Genomic DNA, 16280 nt, shown 5'->3' with positions numbered 1-16280 from the left:
GTAAAATATTCGGTTAGACAGATTTGGTATGATATATAAACTGAAAACGATTGAGAAGACAATGGTTTGCATTATTCTTACTCTGGTCATGGGTTGTGGCCAGAAGAGTAATGTTAAGACCATAAAATTGGCTCATGGGCTTGATGTATCTCATCCTGTGCATGTTGCCATGGAGTTCATGGCAGATCGTGTGGAGGAAAAATCTAAGGGTACCTTAAAAATAGATATATATCCTAGTCAGCAGCTGGGAACCGAGCGCGAATGCCTGGAATTGCTTCAGATAGGTAGTTTAGGCATGACAAAAGTGTCTACCGGTGTTCTTGAGAATTTTGCTCCAGGCATGAAAGTGTTTGGTTTACCATTTTTATTTCGTGATAGAGAGCATTATTACAATGTATTAGATAGTGATTTGGGACAAGAACTGTTGGGAGAGGGCAAGAAATACTGGTTAAAAGGTATAGCCTATTATGATGCCGGTAGCCGTAGTTTTTATACTATAAATAAACCAATTCATACCCCTGAGGATCTTAAGGGATTGAAGATTAGGGTGCAGGAAAGTGCTTCTTCTATAGACATGGTAAAGGCTCTTGGAGGTTCACCTACTCCTGTTTCTTGGGGAGAGTTGTACACTGCCTTACAACAAGGAATTGTAGATGGAGCGGAGAATAATCCTCCTAGTTTTTATCTCTCGCACCATTATGAGGTATGTAAATATTACACCATAGATGAGCATACCTATCTGCCAGACGTTTTAGTAATGAGTACTGTGGTGTGGGATCAGCTTTCCGAAGAGGAGAGGAAATGGCTGCAAGACGGGGTAGAGGAATCAGTGAAATATCAGCGTACTTTATGGCAAAAGGCAGAGAAAGATGCTATTGAGGCTGTAAAAGCAGATGGCGTAGAAGTTATTTATCCGGATAAGCAGCTCTTCAGTTCTAAGGTGGAAGAGATGTATGATTCCTATGGCTCAGAAGCCAGAATGAATAGTTTGATTCAAAAAATCAAGAACACAAAATGATAAAGGTTATAAATAGAGGCTTATCCTATGTGCTGGTAATTTTAATGGTGGTCATGGTTCTAGATGTATTGTGGCAGGTGTTTTCCAGATATATTTTAGTGTCTCCAAGTTCTTTTACTGATGAATTGGCTCGATTTCTCTTGATATGGATTGGCGTATTAGGAGCTGCCTATGCTTCTGGCCAGGGGAGTCACTTAGCCATTAATCTTTTGTCTGATAAGCTAAACGAAAAGCAGCAGGTGCGTTTGAAAGTTCTGCAAAACTTACTGATTTGCATATTTGCTTTTACAGCTATGATTTTAGGCGGAGGTCGCTTGGTGTATATAACTTATATGCTATCTCAGAATTCTCCCGCTTTAAACATTCCACTTTTTGTCATTTATGCCATAATTCCTATTAGCGGTGTGCTGATACTTATTTATAAACTAGCAGAAATCATTTCTCCAAAAAACATTTCCGATGGCCATTGAAGTTATAATACTAGTAGTTACTTTCTTAATATTTCTGGGGTTAGGTTTACCAGTAGCCTGGAGCATAGGTTTATCTACTTTATTAACTATGCTTGTTTCAATTGATTCTATTCCGGCCTTTACTACCGTAGCTCAGCGTATGGCTACAGGGCTTGATAGTTTTGCGCTATTGGCTATTCCATTTTTTGTGCTCTCAGGCCAGATTATGAATCAAGGAGGAATAGCCAATAGATTGATTGCTTTTGCTAAGGCTTTAGTGGGCTCTTTTCCGGGAGGCTTGGCCTATGTGAATATTATAGGAGCTATGCTCTTTGGCGCCATTTCCGGTTCTGCAGCAGCAGCGGCCTCTGCTATAGGAGGTATTTTAGGTCCTAGAATGGAGAAGGAAGGCTATCCTAGAGAATTTGGTGCAGCTATTAATATTACCAGTGCCACTACAGGTCTGATTATTCCTCCTTCAAATATTCTTATTGTGTATTCATTGGCTAGTGGTGGGGCTTCTATTACAGCCCTGTTTCTGGCAGGTTATATTCCAGGTATTATCACAGGGCTGGTACTTATGGCGGTGGCTGCTTATTGGGCCAAAAAGAAAAATTACCCTACAGGCTCTAGAACTACTTTCAGAGACTTGATACTGAAGTTTTTTGATGCTTTACCTAGTTTGTTTTTACTGGTTGTGGTAATTGGAGGTATTGTTACAGGCATATTTACTGCTACAGAAGCATCGGGTGTAGCCGTTCTATATACTTTTGTTTTGTCTTTGATATATGGAGAAATGAATAAGGAGCGGTTTTTTGATATTTTTATCAAGTCCATTTTAACAACTAGTATTGTTCTTCTTCTTATCGGTACTTCTATGAGTATGTCATGGGTTATGGCTTATGCCGATATCCCTCAGTCATTTAGCGAAGCATTGCTGCAACTAAGTGATAATAAGTTTGTGATACTTTTAATCATTAACCTTATACTTCTTTTTATAGGTGTGTTTATGGATATGACACCAGCCGTATTGATTTTTACTCCTATATTTTTACCTGTAGTAAAAGATTTGGGTATGGATCCTATTCATTTTGGAATAGTAATGGTGCTCAATCTGTGTATAGGCTTATGTACCCCACCTGTAGGTTCGGTATTGTTTGTGGGGGTAGGAGTAGCTAAGACCTCCATACAAAAAGTGATAAAGCCATTGCTTCCACTTTTCGTGGCCATGCTGCTAGTACTTATTCTTGTTACTTACATTCCTCAGCTTAGTTTATGGCTGCCTAATGTATTCGGGTATTAATTAACTACATGTGGTTAAAAGAGAAAGGCGGAGTGAATTTACACTCCGCTAAATGCATTAAATCCACCATCTACAGGAATTACAGCTCCAGTAATAAAGCTTGCTGCATCAGAACATAGAAACTGGACGATGCCGTTCAGTTCAGTGATATCTCCAAATCTACCCATGGGGGTTTTATTGATGATTTTTTCGCTTCTTTCAGTGAGTTCTCCATTTTCTTTGATTAGGAGTTTTCTATTTTGTTCGCCTATAAAGAAGCCTGGGGCTATGGCGTTAACCCTCACCTTGTCACCGTATTTATGAGCCATTTCACAAGCTAACCATTGAGTAAAGCCATTAATGCCAGATTTGGCTACGGTATAGGCTGGTACTCTGGTAATAGCCGAGTAAGCGGCCATGGAAGATACATTGATGATTGACCCAGAACCTTTTTTTGCCATGACTTTACCGAAAATGAGGGAGGGATATATAGTGCCGTTAAGGTTTAAATTCAAAGCCTCATCTAAATTATCAGGCTTAAGATCAAATACTTCTTGATCAGGCTGTAAAGTAGCTCCACTGGTATTTCCTCCCGCCGCATTAACGAGAATATCAATACTTCCAAATTTTTCTAGAATATCATCTGCCGCTTTTTTTAAAGCGTCATTGTCTAATACATCACAAGTGAGGCCCATAACCTCAGTATTAAGGGATTTAAGTTTGTTTACAACTTCTTCTACCTTATGCTCGGTTCTCCCTATTATGACCATTTTTGCCCCAGCTTTGGCAAAGCCTTCTGCTATATTACTACCTAGCACACCGGAGCCTCCTGTGATTACTGCTACTTTATCTTTAATGCTAAAATCTGCCATTGATTGTGTTGATTAATATTTATGCTTTTTAGGCTATTCAAAAATAGATACGCCTACAAGAAAACGCAACCGGTTGTGTAAAAAGGTGTTGTCATACTTAGTGAAATGGTTTAGGTTCACCTCAAAACGCAATTAAACCAATATTAGCTTCGGTTTCCATACATATTCCGTGATTATAGTATGCTCTTGTGATGACAAATTTTTAACAATTTGCTGCAATTATGCGCACAAGATAAAAAGTTTAAGCAGATTACACAATCGATTGCGTAATTTTTATTATATTGATTTTGATAGAAATATTAATAAAGAAGGATTTAATGAAGAAGTTCAACCATTGCAATGGTTACCATTTACGAAAATGATGGAGAAATGAAAAATAAAAAAGGGGTGACGATTTATGATATTGCCCAAGAATTGAAAGTGTCTCCATCCACAGTCTCCAGGGCTTTGAAGGATCATTTTAGTATTAGTAAGGAAATGATTAAAGAAGTTAAGAAGGTGGCGCAGAAACGAGGCTACAGGCCAAATAGTATAGCTGCCAGCTTAAGAAATAATAGGACTAATAATATTGGGGTTATAATTTCTTGGATAAATAGGCCTTTTGTTTCGTCACTGATCAGTGGTATAGAAGAAGAGGCGAATAAAGCGGGATATAATGTAATTATTTCTCAGTCTCATGATAGTTTCGACAATGAGGTAGCCAATGCTAGAGCTTTGTACGATAGTAGAATAAGTGGTTTGGTAGTTTCATTGGCTATGGAAACACAAAGTTATGATCACTTTAATCCTTTTATCCAAAATAATATTCCGGTAGTGTTTGTTGATCGGGTTGCGGATGAATTTAACTCTGATAAAGTGGTAATTGATAATTTTGCGGCAGCTTATATGGCAACAGAGCACTTGATAGAGCAGGGCTGTCAGCGTATAGCATTGGCTTGTGGTTCTCAGTATAGAAATATATATAGAGAAAGGGAAAGTGGATATTTGGCGGCATTGCGAGAATATAATATTCCTATTAAAGATGAGTATATTGTTCATAGTGATTCACTTAATGCTCAAGAAGGTTTTCGTATAGCTGAGTATTTTCTTTCTATGGAAACTCCTCCAGACGCGATTTTTTCAGTAAATGATACTGCGGCGGTAAGTTTTATTCAGTATGCTAAGGAGAAAGGTATAAAAATTCCTGAGGAGCTTGCGGTGATAGGGTTTAATAACGACCCTGTATCTCTTATTATCGACCCACAGCTTTCTACCGTAAGTCATCCTGCTATTGAAATGGGCAAACTGGCAGCTCAGCAAGTGTTAAAGCAGAGTCAGTATAAAGATGTGGTAAAGTCGGAGGCTATAATGCTCAGGACTGAGCTTTTGGTTAGAGCATCTACCAAGAGAAAATAACCTTAATTAGACATTTGTTTTCCTGATTTGTTCTATATTAATAGTGCATGGTAAGGTGTATTATACATTATTAATGGTAATAGTTGGAATTAATGCCCTAAAGGGGATAGGTCATGAAGATTTTAAGTTTTGGAGAGGTCTTATTTGATATTATAGAAGAAAAAGAATATTTAGGAGGAGCACCTTTAAATTTTATAGCACACATTGCGCAATGTGGCTTATCAGGTTATATGTATTCGAAGGTGGGGGATGATGATTTGGGTAATCTGGCTTTGGAGAAGATGAGGGAATTGAGGGTTAGCACTCAGTTTGTACAGCAAGACGAGCAGCACCCAACCGGTACTGTAAATGTTACTCTGACCGATGGACAGCCAGAATATACGATACAACGATCCGTGGCATATGATTTTATCAGATATGATAGTGAAGTATATAAACATCACTTTGATTTGATTTACTTTGGTTCTTTAGCTCAGAGGAGTGATTTAAGCCAAATTACGCTGAAAACATTGGTGGAACAAAATCAGTTTAAGCATGTCTTTTATGATGTAAACTTGCGTGCCGAAGGGTATAACCGTAATATCATCACTCATTCTATGGAGATGTGCACGATTCTTAAACTCAATGATGGAGAAGTGATGGTTCTTTCTGATCTTCTTTTTCAACATTCATTGAGTATGAAGAAATTTTGTGCTTACGTCTCTGAGCAGTTTGGTATTGGTTTAATACTTATTACAGCAGGAGAGAAGGGGAGCTATATATATAGGCATGGCGTGCTGGAGTTTATTACCGGAGATAAGGTGAAGGTAGTAGACACAGTAGGTGCTGGAGATGCATTCAGTGCCGGGTTTGTATATAAATTTCTTAAAACAGGAAATGCTTTGGCTGCCTCTAAGACAGCAAATTCATTAGGCGCTTTTGTTGCTTCTCGCCAAGGAGCCATCCCTATTTACAGTGAAGAAGTAAAAAGAACATTGATTTAGGGAGCAAGTAAAAGTACCTTTTCACCATTTTTTGTACTCTTATGCAAGATGAAAATTGAAAAATCTGGTGGTAAAAATACCACCAGATAACTTCATATATTTAAATTTGACCTTTATCAAGATCTTCTTCACTTTCATCCTCATCTAAATTATCATCTTCCTCCTCGTCAGTAAGTTCTTCATCCTCTAATTCTTCGTTATCGTCTTCATAATCAGTATCTTCATTGCTTTCCTCTTCGTCTTCCTCTAGCTCATCACTTTCAATGTCTTCCTCTTCTTCTTGTTCTTCAGAATAGGTATTTATAGATACTTCATCATCATCTTCTTCTAAATTCTCATGGTCAGCTTCCAGTGAGGAGGATATAACTTCACCAGTATTTTTATCTATTATATCAGAGCCATCTTCTTCAAGATTGCTGTCATCATCATCTTCGTATTGGAAGTCTGGCACTTCACTTACTGGTTTAAAATTGCTAGGTATGTCATCTCCATTGTACGGGAATACTTCCACAAAATTAGTAAGTGTTATTGATGGGATTTCATAAGGCACTAACATACTGTCAAAATGCTTCTCAGTACGTTCATAAGCTTCTTTTACATTGTCTGCAGAAACTAATAAATAGGTGTTTATTTTCTTTTCCTTTTCACTATCTGCATCTAGAGCGCTATAGGCTACCTTACATTTAAACCAAGTTTCGGAGTCTTCATAATTTATTACCTCAGCTATATTGGTCTTGCTTATTTGAGTCACAGAAAATTCTCCGGGTAGTTCCCTGCCAATAACATCATGTACACGGGTTTCTGCATCAGTGTAAGACACTGCATCCATGAGGTAAGCATCTGTTACCTGTTTTAATGATCCTTCTTCCGTTTCTCTACCATACTTAACTTTACAGGCAAACCATGTTTTCATAATTGATATTTTTTTGAGATTTAAACGATCCGCAAAGATAGTATCATGGTTTAGTATTTCGTTCTAAATGCTAAATAATTTGATGGTTAAAATATTGAGTCATAGTTGAATTATATTGTGATTTTTTAATCTTTATTTGTCTGTTAGAAAAGGATTGAAACATCATTTTTTGCCCAACTCTTGTGTGTAATTTTTTCTACACTTAAATGCCTGAATCTCTTACATTTGACGTGTAATTTTTCCACAAATTTGTAGATGTTTTGCTACTGAAATTTAACGGTTTGCAGCTCATCGATGTATATTACGATTTATGTTTAAAATATGCGACTGATTATTTAGTGTTTGCAACAAAACAGCCCTCTGACTAAAATTGCACTCAGTTTAGAGTAAAAAAGTTTGTGTGGTTTAAATTTTTAGAATGAAAAATTGTAAAAATCTTAAAAGTGTTAAAGTTGGTTTGTTGCTATGTGTTTTATTCTTCGTGTGCTCCGTCGCTTGGGGGCAGGGGTTTACAGCGAAAAGAACGGATTATGGTGTAGGTTACTTAGAGTACCTCCCTCCAAACTATAATCCGAGTAAACAGTATCCTGTGATTATTTTTCTTCATGGTTCAGGTGAGCGTGGTGATGGTTCGCCCGCTTCATTAGAGAAGATTAAGAAAAATGGTATTCCAAAATTAATTAAGAACGGAGCGGATATTTGTGTGAATGTGAATGGCAGGGAACAGTGCTTTATTGTTTTATGTCCACAGACTAATAGATGGGGTTACGATCGGGAAATTATGCCTTTTACAAGATTTGCAGCTGAAAGCTACCCTATAGATCCAAATCGGATTTATGTAACTGGTGTAAGCATGGGTGGTAAAGGTTCTTGGCAGGCTGGTTATAATGATGAAGATGATGATAATATATTTGCAGCTATAGCTCCTGTGTCGGCTGATGGTGATCCTAATAAAGTTTACAAAGTGGCAGAAAGAGAAATTCCTACTTGGGTTTTTCATGGTAGCCGTGATAACTCTATTCCATTAAGAACGGCTGAGTATATGGTGAGTCAGTTAATGGATGCTGATCCTAACCCTGAGCCATTGATGACTATTTATGATGGAGGTACTCATGGTGGAAGTACTTGGGATAAAGCTTATAATTTAGGACATACCTATCAAAACCCTAATATATATGAATGGTTTTTAAGTCATTCTCTGTCAGGAAATGGTTTCGAAGATCCAGACGATGGAGGAGAAGATGTAGTGGAAGTGATTGTAGATGACAAGTCAGCTTCTTTTACCTCAGGTTGGGTAAATAGCACATCAGGTGCAGAAGCAAAATATAAAACAACCTACAGGCATGATAATAACACCAACAAGGGAAGTCAGTCTGCTACCTTTAGCACGTCTCTGGAGCCTGGAGTGTACGAAGTGTATGGCTGGTGGTGGGAGCATTCTAACCGTTCTTCTAAAACTCCTTTTGTAATATCTCATGCTGAGGGTACCTCTACAGTAATTCAAAATCAAAGAAGGTCTGGAAGCAGATGGACCCTGTTAGGCACATATACCTTTGGCACTTCTGGAAGGGTGGTGATTGGAAATGCAAACACTGACGGATATGTGGTTGCTGATGCTATTAAGTTTAAAAAAATAGGTGATGCTGACCCTGGAGATGGTGAAACAGGAAACGCTGTAATAGTAGATAACTCTGATAATGGATTTTCTAGATCTGGTAGCTGGAGCTTAAGTAGGCAAGGTGGTGATAGTAAATATGCAGATAGCTACTTCCATGATAACAATAGTGGTAAAGGAAATAAAACAGCTACGTTTAGTGCTTCCTTAGCAGCAGGATCTTATGATGTATATGGATGGTGGTGGAACTTTGACAATCGCGCCACTAATGCACCTTTTACAATTAGACATGCTAATGGCGTTAGTACAGTAACTAAAAACCAGCGTACTGAAGGAGCCAAGTGGGTGCGTTTAGGTACTTATAACTTCAATGGTGCCAGTACTGTAACCTTAAGCAATGCTAATACAAATGGATACGTAGTAGCAGATGCTATTAAGTTTGTGCCTACAGGTAGTGTTGGCGACGGAGACGTAGTTGATAATAGCCCTAATCAGGAAGTCATAGATAATCAAAGTGGTAAGTTCAGTAGATCAGGTTCTTGGAGTTGGAGTGATGCAGGAGATTCAAAATATGGTAATAATTATTTCCATGATGGAAATGGTAATAAAGGACAGACTAAAGCAGAATTTAAAACAAGACTTTCAGGAACATACCAAGTATATGGCTGGTGGTTTGCCTTTGAAAATAGAGCTACAAATGTTCCTTTTGATATCATCCATGCAGGCGGTAAAAGCACTATTTATAAAAATCAATCTATAAATGGAGGAAAGTGGGTTTCTCTAGGTACTTATCAATTTAATGGTGATGCTCAAGTAGTTATAAGAAATAATCATACTAACGGTTACGTGGTAGCTGATGCTGTAAAGTTTGTAAAAGTATCATCTAATAACTCTCGCATAGCATCTGATGAGCCGGCTTTAGAAGTAGCTAGTGAGTTAGAGAGTACTGACAAGAGTTCTTTGTACCCCAATCCTGCTAATGATATACTACATGTAAAGGTTAAAACGGATTTGAACGACTTTACAGTACAATTGATGGATATCAGTGGCAGAGTTTATTTAGATAAAGCATTCAGTAAGTCGGCTGGAGAGAGCGAAGAAGTTACTATCGATCTTCATGCTTATTCTAATGTTCCTAAAGGAATCAATTTGGTAAGAGTTCTTTCTGAAGAAGGTGCAGAAACCTTGAAGTTTATATACAAGTAAAATATAAAGTAAAGTAATCAATAAAGGCTGCCAATTGGCAGCCTTTTATTTTTGTAACCTGAACTATAAAAAAACTAACTTTTTTCTTTTGGGATTCTTGAATATGATTCTTATTTCTATGTACGACGTTAAATATTTAAGGTTTGTTAAATCCTGAAAAATATTAAGAGAAAATGATTTTTTATAATGGTTAATGCTTACGCTAAGACTTTGCGAAAGCCATATAATATTCTATTTTTGTGCAAATTTTAACATGTGATCCATGAGTGTTTTAGTAAATAAAAATTCCAAAGTTATAGTTCAGGGTTTTACAGGCTCTGAGGGCACATTCCATGCAGGCCAAATGATAGAGTATGGTACCAATGTAGTAGGAGGAGTAACTCCTGGCAAAGGTGGACAGACGCATTTGGACAAGCCGGTTTTTAACACAGTACAGGATGCTGTTGATCAGGCTGGTGCCGATGTTTCAATCATATTTGTACCGCCAGCATTTGCTGCGGATGCTATTATGGAAGCGGCTGATGCTGGTATTAAAGTGATTATTGCAGTAACAGAAGGTATCCCTACAAAGGATATGGTAACTGCAAAAGAGTATATCAAGGATAAAGATGTGGTTCTAGTAGGGCCTAACTGTCCTGGTGTTATTACTCCTGAAGAGGCAAAGGTAGGTATCATGCCTGGTTTTGTTTTCAAAAAAGGAAGAATTGGTATTGTATCTAAATCAGGAACATTAACTTACGAAGCTGCGGATCAGGTAGTGAAGGCAGGTCTGGGTGTTTCTACTGCTATCGGTATTGGTGGAGATCCTATCATTGGTACCAGCACTAAGCAAGCAGTACAATTACTAATGGAAGATGATGAAACTGATGCGATTGTGATGATCGGTGAAATCGGTGGTAATTATGAGGCCGAGGCTGCAAGGTGGATACAGTCACAAGGAAACCCTAAGCCTGTGGTAGGTTTTATAGCTGGGCAAACAGCTCCTAAAGGAAAGAGAATGGGACACGCTGGTGCTATTATTGGCGGGGCTGACGACACTGCTGCTGCCAAGATGAAGATTATGGAAGAATGTGGCTTACACGTGGTAGCTTCTCCTGCTGATATTGGAGAAACCATGAAAAAAGCTTTAGGAAAATAAATATCTAAAGAAGAGGCCGCTAATAACGGCCTCTTTTTAGTTAAAAGCTTATTAGTTTTTCAGCTTGTTCTTTTATTAATACGGAGTATAGCTCATTTACCATGCTTCCTTCTTGGAAATGCTCATTAATATGAGATAGCTTAGGCTTTTGGGCCAGCACATGCATGCCGCAGTAATTGAAAATATCAGTAAGGTGACTCAAAGCCATTCCACCGCCTTGTATACCTGCAGAAACTCCAACTAAAGCACATTTTTTGTCAGTAAAGCTATCAGGAAACTGAAGGCCATCGATAAATGTTTTTAATACCCCAGGGAATGATCCATTATACTCTGGTACTACGAAAACAAACTTCTTTGATTTGAGCATCACTTCCCTAAAAGGGTTGAAATCTCTGTTTTGTCCCGAGTTTTCATATAAAGCCGAAAAAGCAAAATCAGAAGGGAGCTCTTTCAGATCTAAAATTTGACTTTCTACGTTCATTTCTTTTAAAACCTCCTGGTATAACAGGGAGATTTGGTATGACATAGAGTCGGCTCTATTGGTGCTACAAATGATAACTATTTTTTCCATACTAATTGGTTTCATCTATTAAATGCCCGAGGTTACTATCGTCTATATCGATATAACCAGGCTTTGAATTTCTCATAATAATATTTCCCGCAGAAAGAATAGACCCTGAAAGAGAATCTGAAACATTAACTATTATATCATTACTTCCTCGGTTGGTTACATTGGCATTTCTAATTTTTAGATTTTCACCCTCAAACCTACCATCTCCTGAAGCAAATGCTATCCAAGTTAGATCACACTCACCTGAAATGTAAAAGTTAGAAACATCATTGTTAACTACTCCTAAATAGTTACAATTTAACAGTAAATCAAAGTCACCGCTGCTGTTTTCAGAAGAAATGCTTAAAGATTGGAAATGTAGAGTGTCGGTACTACTCACCTTTCCCGATCCATTATTAACAATGGATGTGAGGTTAGGAGTAAATATATGGAGAGTGGGGAAATCATAACTTCGTGCCCAGAGACATCCGCTTTGATTACTGACGGTTAAACTTTCGTCGATTATGAAATAATCTATGTCATTGATGAGGTTCTCACCTATTGTGAGTGTTACACGTTGGTGTTCGGCCTCGCTAATAATTACGTTAAACTCATTATTGATATTTAATGAGCTGAAATGATTTAACTCTAAATCGATAGAGGTTCTGTCTCCAGCTTTTTTTAGACAATCAGGAGCGTTTTCAGTATCACATTGAATAAATAGGGCAAATAGTAAAGTTGTTGCGATCAGTGATTTCCTAAACATGATATTTATTTAAATCTCCACCCTACACCAAATTCTATGGCTTCGGCCTTGGCAGCATGTGTTTTAAGTGAAAAAGAAGTGTATAAGTGTTTGCTGAAGTATCTTCTCAACCCAGCACGAAGGTAAATCTTTCCGAAATAATCATACTCATCGAAAATATAGTACCCTACCTGGGTTATTATTGAGAGTCTGCTTACAAATAATTCATGACTTAAGCTTACGCCCACTCTCATCCAACTTGGAGTATTAGGGTCATCAGCTAATCGCCAGTCGTATTTTATGTCCTCTTTCATAGATAGTGACCCGAACCAGTCAAAGCCTACTCCAATGGCGCTCTTGTGGTTAAGCCTTTTATCCACCACTCCTGTAAAGGTGAAGAATGGATGCTGTCCAGTTCCTATTCTTGAAAAAGCATGCATGCCACCAGAAAGGGTCGAGGTAAAGCCGATAGTTTTCTCAACGGCTCTTTCTTCTTTATAAATATATTCTCTGGGTGTATAACTAATGTTATAAGCCATGCCCAGATTTGCCGAGACAATATTAATGCCGGAGTTAGGCTTTTTTAATGAGCCATTTGAAAAATGAGTGAGTGATAACGAGCCTCTTAGGAAAAGCTCCTTAGTAATTTCTCGTTGGTACGTGGCTTCCAATATAGCAGCTACATTAATATCTGTACTTAAGAGGTTATTCTTATTATTGGTTTCTTTGTCATACTTGTTGGTGTTATATTCAGCTCCAAGTCCTATTTTATAGCTAACCAGATTTTTAGATTTTCTATTTTTGTTTAGGTAGATCTTGTAGTGAGGTATAACAGTAATTGATTTGCCGATTATAGGATTTTTGTAATCGATATAAATCATAGTAAAACCTATATCCGGAAAGTTGAAACGTTGCTCCCAGGTTTTGTCACCAAAAGTTTGCCTGTCAAAAGTTACCCTGAAACCTACAGGGTGATTGGTGATTAAATGAGCGATTTGAGGCTTGTGCTTTAATATAAAGCCACCTAAGAATTCGGCTCCTACTACTTTATTGTTCTCCCCCCTAAACTGAGATTTCCCTTGAAAGGCGAGTAGCATAAAAAATAATAAATAAAGGCACGCAGCCTTTCGCTTTGAAAGATAAGACATCCCTATAAATAGCTTATTTTAAAAATGGCTGTAGTTTATCAAGATCCTCAGGAGTGTCTATTCCTATGGAATCATGTTCTGTTTCAGCTACTTTTATGCTGTATCCATTTTCTATCCAGCGGAGCTGTTCAAGAGATTCTGACTTTTCCAGAGAGGATACATTCAGTTTGGTTATTTCTTCTAATATGTCCGTTCTGTAAGCGTAAATGCCTATATGCCTGAAGTAGGCGTGGTGTTTCAACCATTCATCCGTTGGATACTGTCTATTATGTGGCAGAGGGCTTCGGCTGAAATAAATGGCCTTTTGGTTTATGTCAAAAATGACTTTTACCACATTTGGATTAAACAGGTCTTCTTTTGTGTCAATCAATTTGATTAAAGTGCCTAGCTCTGTTTGGCCATCCAGCATTTCTGCTATTAGGTTGATTTGCTCGGGATCTATAAAAGGTTCATCTCCCTGGATATTGATGACATAGTCATATTGAAGGTCTTGCTTTTTTAAGGCCTCGAAACAGCGGTCAGTGCCGCTCTCATGGTCCTGGCGGGTCATTACGGCCTTGCCACCATGTTTAATGATTTCATTGTAGATATCATCATGGTCAGTAGCTACTACTACGTCTGTGAGTTTTGCGGCTTTGAGGGCTTGCTCATATACCCTTCGTACCATTGTTTTACCACCTATGTCAGCTAAGGCTTTTGCAGGAAATCTACTAGAGCCGTGTCTGGCAGGAATAATTCCCAGTATTTTCATTGATCTAATTTCACTTTTAAAGAAGTACCCTCATCACTAGTCACTATTATCTTCTCTCCATTAGAAATATAGTCTCCGCGTGTATAGGCATCATAAATTTCATCTTCAATTATCACTTTTCCACTGGGGCGCAATACTGTATATGCTTTTCCTTTTCTGCCTATCATAGATTCCTTTTTGAAATTGGATGTGTATCCTTCTTTTTTATCCATGGTGTCAGTAAGGGCAATGCTTGCAAATGCCTTGGATTCCGTAAGCTTTACACCTCCAACAAAAAGCAAAATTAAGCTCCCCAGAAATGCACCTAGGGTAGCAATAACCGCTACCAGCAGGGCATTCATTCCTACAAAGCTAAAATTAAATATGTCATTATTAAGCATTACCAGTATTAATGATCCCAATGTTAAGGTGATGCCCAGCACCCCGGCTACTCCAAACCCTGGTATCACGAAGACTTCCATGGCTATGAGTATTATACCTATAACGAAACATATTATTTCCCAATTGGCGGCAAGGCCATTTAAGTAGTAAGGCACAAAATATAGAATAGAAGCAAGTATGGCTGCCGCAATAGGAAAGCCTACTCCCGGAGTTTGTAGTTCAAACCAAATGCCTCCTATAATTACGAGAATAAGGATTCCGCTGATAAAAGGATTTAAGAAAATGGCTATAACCTTCTCTGTAGTTCCAAGCTCATATTCGTCTATGGTGTAGTTTGTAACCCCATTTTTTTCTAAAATTTCATTTATGCTATTCACTTTACCTTCACAGAAACCATATTTTATAGCTTCTGTAGTGGAAAATGTGATTACCTGGCCGGCTTTTGACACGCTATCTACTTCCAGAGATTGATCTACCATGGCTTCAGCTATTTGTGGGTTTCTGCCATTTTCTTCTGCAATAGAACGCATAGTACTGCGCATGTAGGATTGATACTTGTCAGGGGCAGCAGCACCGTCTGAAGTAACTACTGTCGCAGCCCCAATATTAGCTCCTGGGGCCATGTAAATGCTGTCGCAACTAATAGAAATCAGGGCGCCAGCCGAAGCTGCATCTTTATTGATAAAAACCCATACTGGTTTTTTAAAATTCATGATATTTTCAACTATATCTTTGGCGTCTGTTACAGCCCCACCGTAGGTATCCATATCTACAATCACATAGTCAGCCTCAGTTTCGGTAGCATGCTCCAAGGCTAGCTCCACGTACCTGTTCATACGTGGGTCAATTTCTGCTCTTATTTTCATTACCATCACTTTTGAGGGTTCTGCTTCTTGGGCTGATGAAAGTAGCGGAGCTGTAGTTAGTGCTATGAAAGCAGCCAGTATATATATCTTTTTTAATATCACTTTTTTAGACTTATTAATGCCGTAGTTTTGCATAAAATAACAAATAAATCAGCATGTGAGAAAGCTCAATCTTAATTTTTCATATTTGTTTAAAGGTAAAGTTTGGAATATCATTTCATCCTCTGAGCAGTCTTTGCTAATAGAGGTGCGTTATCCTGATCAGTTTTTGGTAGAATATAGCTTGTTAGATATAAATAGAGGTGACTTTATATTTGAAGGGTTGAGTTTTGAAGAAAATTGGTGGATAAGTGCAGCACACATTTACAATGATAATGCTTTGTTTTATACCTACGGAGGCAAGGATAATCCAGATTATAAGGATTTTTTTTCATATTCTGTTAGTGCAGAAAAGGTGATTTGGACTAAGGAAGATGTAAGGTTACTTAAGGCGGTCGATGAAGTCCTGCTCTTCGAAATGAAAGGGAAGGAAGAACAACTTGCGCTTAGTCTGGTTTCTGGTAATGAAGTGAGTCAAATAGTTGAGGATGAGTATCGAAATAAATCAATAATTCAACCGTTTTACTATCAGCAAAACTCGGAGCATTTTGAAACTGTACACAAATTCATTAGGAAAAAGTGGCAAATAGAAGCTGAGAAAGGAGTTCACTATTTTGAGAATGAAAATTTTGTGATAATTTCTTATTATTATGCTGAAAATAAGGGGTTAACGAATAATTTGGTGGTTATGGATAGGCGAGGAAATCCTCTTATGCAAGAGGTTATTGGTAAAGATCTGCCAGGGATAGCAGATGACACTTTCTTCATTCATGATGACAACCTTATCTTTGTAAAAGAAAGTTCGGAGCTTTTTATATATCAATTATTGATGACTAACGTATAATATATTAGGTCTCAAATTGTTATTT

Annotated in this window: 15 protein-coding genes; 8 read left to right on the top strand and 7 right to left on the bottom strand. The window is 37.9% G+C overall.

Going from position 1 to position 16280, the window contains the following annotated elements; genetic code table 11:
• Window positions 1–28 precede the first annotated feature (28 nt).
• The 3 genes from JL102_RS08795 to JL102_RS08785 are packed head-to-tail and all read left to right on the top strand — an operon-like array spanning window position 29 to window position 2770.
• The gene (locus JL102_RS08795; protein ID WP_202244017.1) at window positions 29–1018 is read left to right on the top strand and encodes a TRAP transporter substrate-binding protein; all 990 of its coding nucleotides are present in this window, start codon (window positions 29–31) and stop codon (window positions 1016–1018) included.
• Window positions 1015–1488, top strand: a complete 474-nt coding sequence (locus tag JL102_RS08790) for a TRAP transporter small permease (protein WP_202244016.1) — start codon at window positions 1015–1017, stop codon at window positions 1486–1488. The genes JL102_RS08795 and JL102_RS08790 overlap by 4 nt, the downstream gene beginning before the upstream one ends.
• Window positions 1478–2770, top strand: coding sequence for a TRAP transporter large permease (locus JL102_RS08785; protein WP_202244015.1), 1293 nt, complete (start codon window positions 1478–1480; stop codon window positions 2768–2770). The genes JL102_RS08790 and JL102_RS08785 overlap by 11 nt, the downstream gene beginning before the upstream one ends.
• 38 nt (window positions 2771–2808) lie before the next feature.
• Here the strand turns inward: JL102_RS08785 and JL102_RS08780 are convergent, their stop codons facing one another.
• Entirely contained in the window at window positions 2809–3621 is an 813-nt protein-coding gene (locus tag JL102_RS08780) for an SDR family oxidoreductase (protein WP_202244014.1), read from the bottom strand.
• A 369-nt stretch (window positions 3622–3990) separates the two neighbouring features.
• Here JL102_RS08780 and JL102_RS08775 point away from each other — a divergent pair, with 369 nt between their 5' ends.
• Together JL102_RS08775 and JL102_RS08770 are read left to right on the top strand one after the other, a co-directional pair.
• Entirely contained in the window at window positions 3991–5016 is a 1026-nt protein-coding gene (locus JL102_RS08775) for a LacI family DNA-binding transcriptional regulator (protein ID WP_202244013.1), read from the top strand.
• A 113-nt stretch (window positions 5017–5129) separates the two neighbouring features.
• On the top strand, window positions 5130–5999 hold the full coding sequence (locus tag JL102_RS08770) for a carbohydrate kinase family protein (protein ID WP_202244012.1): 870 nt from the start codon (window positions 5130–5132) through the stop codon (window positions 5997–5999).
• 100 nt (window positions 6000–6099) lie between these two features.
• Here JL102_RS08770 and JL102_RS08765 read toward each other — a convergent pair whose 3' ends face one another.
• Window positions 6100–6912 carry a DUF4494 domain-containing protein gene (locus JL102_RS08765; RefSeq protein ID WP_202244011.1) on the bottom strand — a complete coding sequence of 271 codons (813 nt, stop codon included), beginning with the start codon at window positions 6910–6912 and terminating at the stop codon, window positions 6100–6102.
• Window positions 6913–7330: 418 nt separating this feature from the next.
• On the opposite strand from JL102_RS08765, the gene JL102_RS08760 reads away from it, so the two are divergent.
• Together JL102_RS08760 and sucD are read left to right on the top strand one after the other, a co-directional pair.
• Window positions 7331–9733 carry a golvesin C-terminal-like domain-containing protein gene (locus tag JL102_RS08760; RefSeq protein ID WP_202244010.1) on the top strand — a complete coding sequence of 801 codons (2403 nt, stop codon included), beginning with the start codon at window positions 7331–7333 and terminating at the stop codon, window positions 9731–9733.
• A gap of 262 nt (window positions 9734–9995) precedes the next feature.
• A complete protein-coding gene (sucD, locus tag JL102_RS08755; protein ID WP_202244009.1) occupies window positions 9996–10871 on the top strand; it encodes a succinate--CoA ligase subunit alpha in 876 nt (291 codons plus the stop codon).
• Window positions 10872–10911: 40 nt separating this feature from the next.
• On the opposite strand, the gene JL102_RS08750 is transcribed toward sucD, so the two are convergent.
• The 5 genes from JL102_RS08750 to JL102_RS08730 form a co-directional block, all read right to left on the bottom strand.
• Window positions 10912–11442 carry an NADPH-dependent FMN reductase gene (locus tag JL102_RS08750; protein WP_202244008.1) on the bottom strand — a complete coding sequence of 177 codons (531 nt, stop codon included), beginning with the start codon at window positions 11440–11442 and terminating at the stop codon, window positions 10912–10914.
• A 1-nt stretch (window position 11443) separates the two neighbouring features.
• Window positions 11444–12187: a GIN domain-containing protein gene (locus tag JL102_RS08745; RefSeq protein ID WP_202244007.1), complete on the bottom strand. Its 744-nt coding sequence runs from the start codon at window positions 12185–12187 to the stop codon at window positions 11444–11446.
• A gap of 5 nt (window positions 12188–12192) precedes the next feature.
• Complete coding sequence (locus JL102_RS08740; protein WP_202244006.1) at window positions 12193–13263, bottom strand: acyloxyacyl hydrolase; 1071 nt, start codon at window positions 13261–13263, stop codon at window positions 12193–12195.
• Window positions 13264–13327: 64 nt separating this feature from the next.
• Window positions 13328–14065 carry a 3-deoxy-manno-octulosonate cytidylyltransferase gene (gene kdsB / locus JL102_RS08735; RefSeq protein ID WP_202244005.1) on the bottom strand — a complete coding sequence of 246 codons (738 nt, stop codon included), beginning with the start codon at window positions 14063–14065 and terminating at the stop codon, window positions 13328–13330.
• Window positions 14062–15447, bottom strand: a complete 1386-nt coding sequence (locus JL102_RS08730; RefSeq protein WP_202244004.1) for an NfeD family protein — start codon at window positions 15445–15447, stop codon at window positions 14062–14064. The genes kdsB and JL102_RS08730 overlap by 4 nt, the downstream gene beginning before the upstream one ends.
• Window positions 15448–15499: 52 nt before the next feature.
• Between JL102_RS08730 and JL102_RS08725 the strand changes: the two genes are divergently transcribed.
• Window positions 15500–16255, top strand: coding sequence for a DUF4905 domain-containing protein (locus tag JL102_RS08725; protein WP_202244003.1), 756 nt, complete (start codon window positions 15500–15502; stop codon window positions 16253–16255).
• Window positions 16256–16280: the final 25 nt, after the last annotated feature.

It is taken from the genome of Fulvivirga sediminis (genome assembly GCF_016757215.1).
GTDB classification, from domain to species: domain Bacteria; phylum Bacteroidota; class Bacteroidia; order Cytophagales; family Cyclobacteriaceae; genus Fulvivirga; species Fulvivirga sediminis.
The sequence above is the reverse complement of the archived record's forward strand: the minus strand, read 5'-3'. Positions and strand labels throughout refer to the sequence as shown.

Bases quoted from the DNA above. Each gene is read 5' to 3' on its own strand.
- JL102_RS08795 (WP_202244017.1), top strand. From the start codon at position 29: ATGATATATAAACTGAAAACGATTGAGAAGACAATGGTTTGCATTATT.
- JL102_RS08790 (WP_202244016.1), top strand. From the start codon at position 1,015: ATGATAAAGGTTATAAATAGAGGCTTATCCTATGTGCTGGTAATTTTA.
- JL102_RS08785 (WP_202244015.1), top strand. From the start codon at position 1,478: ATGGCCATTGAAGTTATAATACTAGTAGTTACTTTCTTAATATTTCTG.
- JL102_RS08780 (WP_202244014.1), bottom strand. From the start codon at position 3,621: ATGGCAGATTTTAGCATTAAAGATAAAGTAGCAGTAATCACAGGAGGC.
- JL102_RS08775 (WP_202244013.1), top strand. From the start codon at position 3,991: ATGAAAAATAAAAAAGGGGTGACGATTTATGATATTGCCCAAGAATTG.
- JL102_RS08770 (WP_202244012.1), top strand. From the start codon at position 5,130: ATGAAGATTTTAAGTTTTGGAGAGGTCTTATTTGATATTATAGAAGAA.
- JL102_RS08765 (WP_202244011.1), bottom strand. From the start codon at position 6,912: ATGAAAACATGGTTTGCCTGTAAAGTTAAGTATGGTAGAGAAACGGAA.
- JL102_RS08760 (WP_202244010.1), top strand. From the start codon at position 7,331: ATGAAAAATTGTAAAAATCTTAAAAGTGTTAAAGTTGGTTTGTTGCTA.
- sucD (WP_202244009.1), top strand. From the start codon at position 9,996: ATGAGTGTTTTAGTAAATAAAAATTCCAAAGTTATAGTTCAGGGTTTT.
- JL102_RS08750 (WP_202244008.1), bottom strand. From the start codon at position 11,442: ATGGAAAAAATAGTTATCATTTGTAGCACCAATAGAGCCGACTCTATG.
- JL102_RS08745 (WP_202244007.1), bottom strand. From the start codon at position 12,187: ATGTTTAGGAAATCACTGATCGCAACAACTTTACTATTTGCCCTATTT.
- JL102_RS08740 (WP_202244006.1), bottom strand. From the start codon at position 13,263: ATGCTACTCGCCTTTCAAGGGAAATCTCAGTTTAGGGGGGAGAACAAT.
- kdsB (WP_202244005.1), bottom strand. From the start codon at position 14,065: ATGAAAATACTGGGAATTATTCCTGCCAGACACGGCTCTAGTAGATTT.
- JL102_RS08730 (WP_202244004.1), bottom strand. From the start codon at position 15,447: ATGCAAAACTACGGCATTAATAAGTCTAAAAAAGTGATATTAAAAAAG.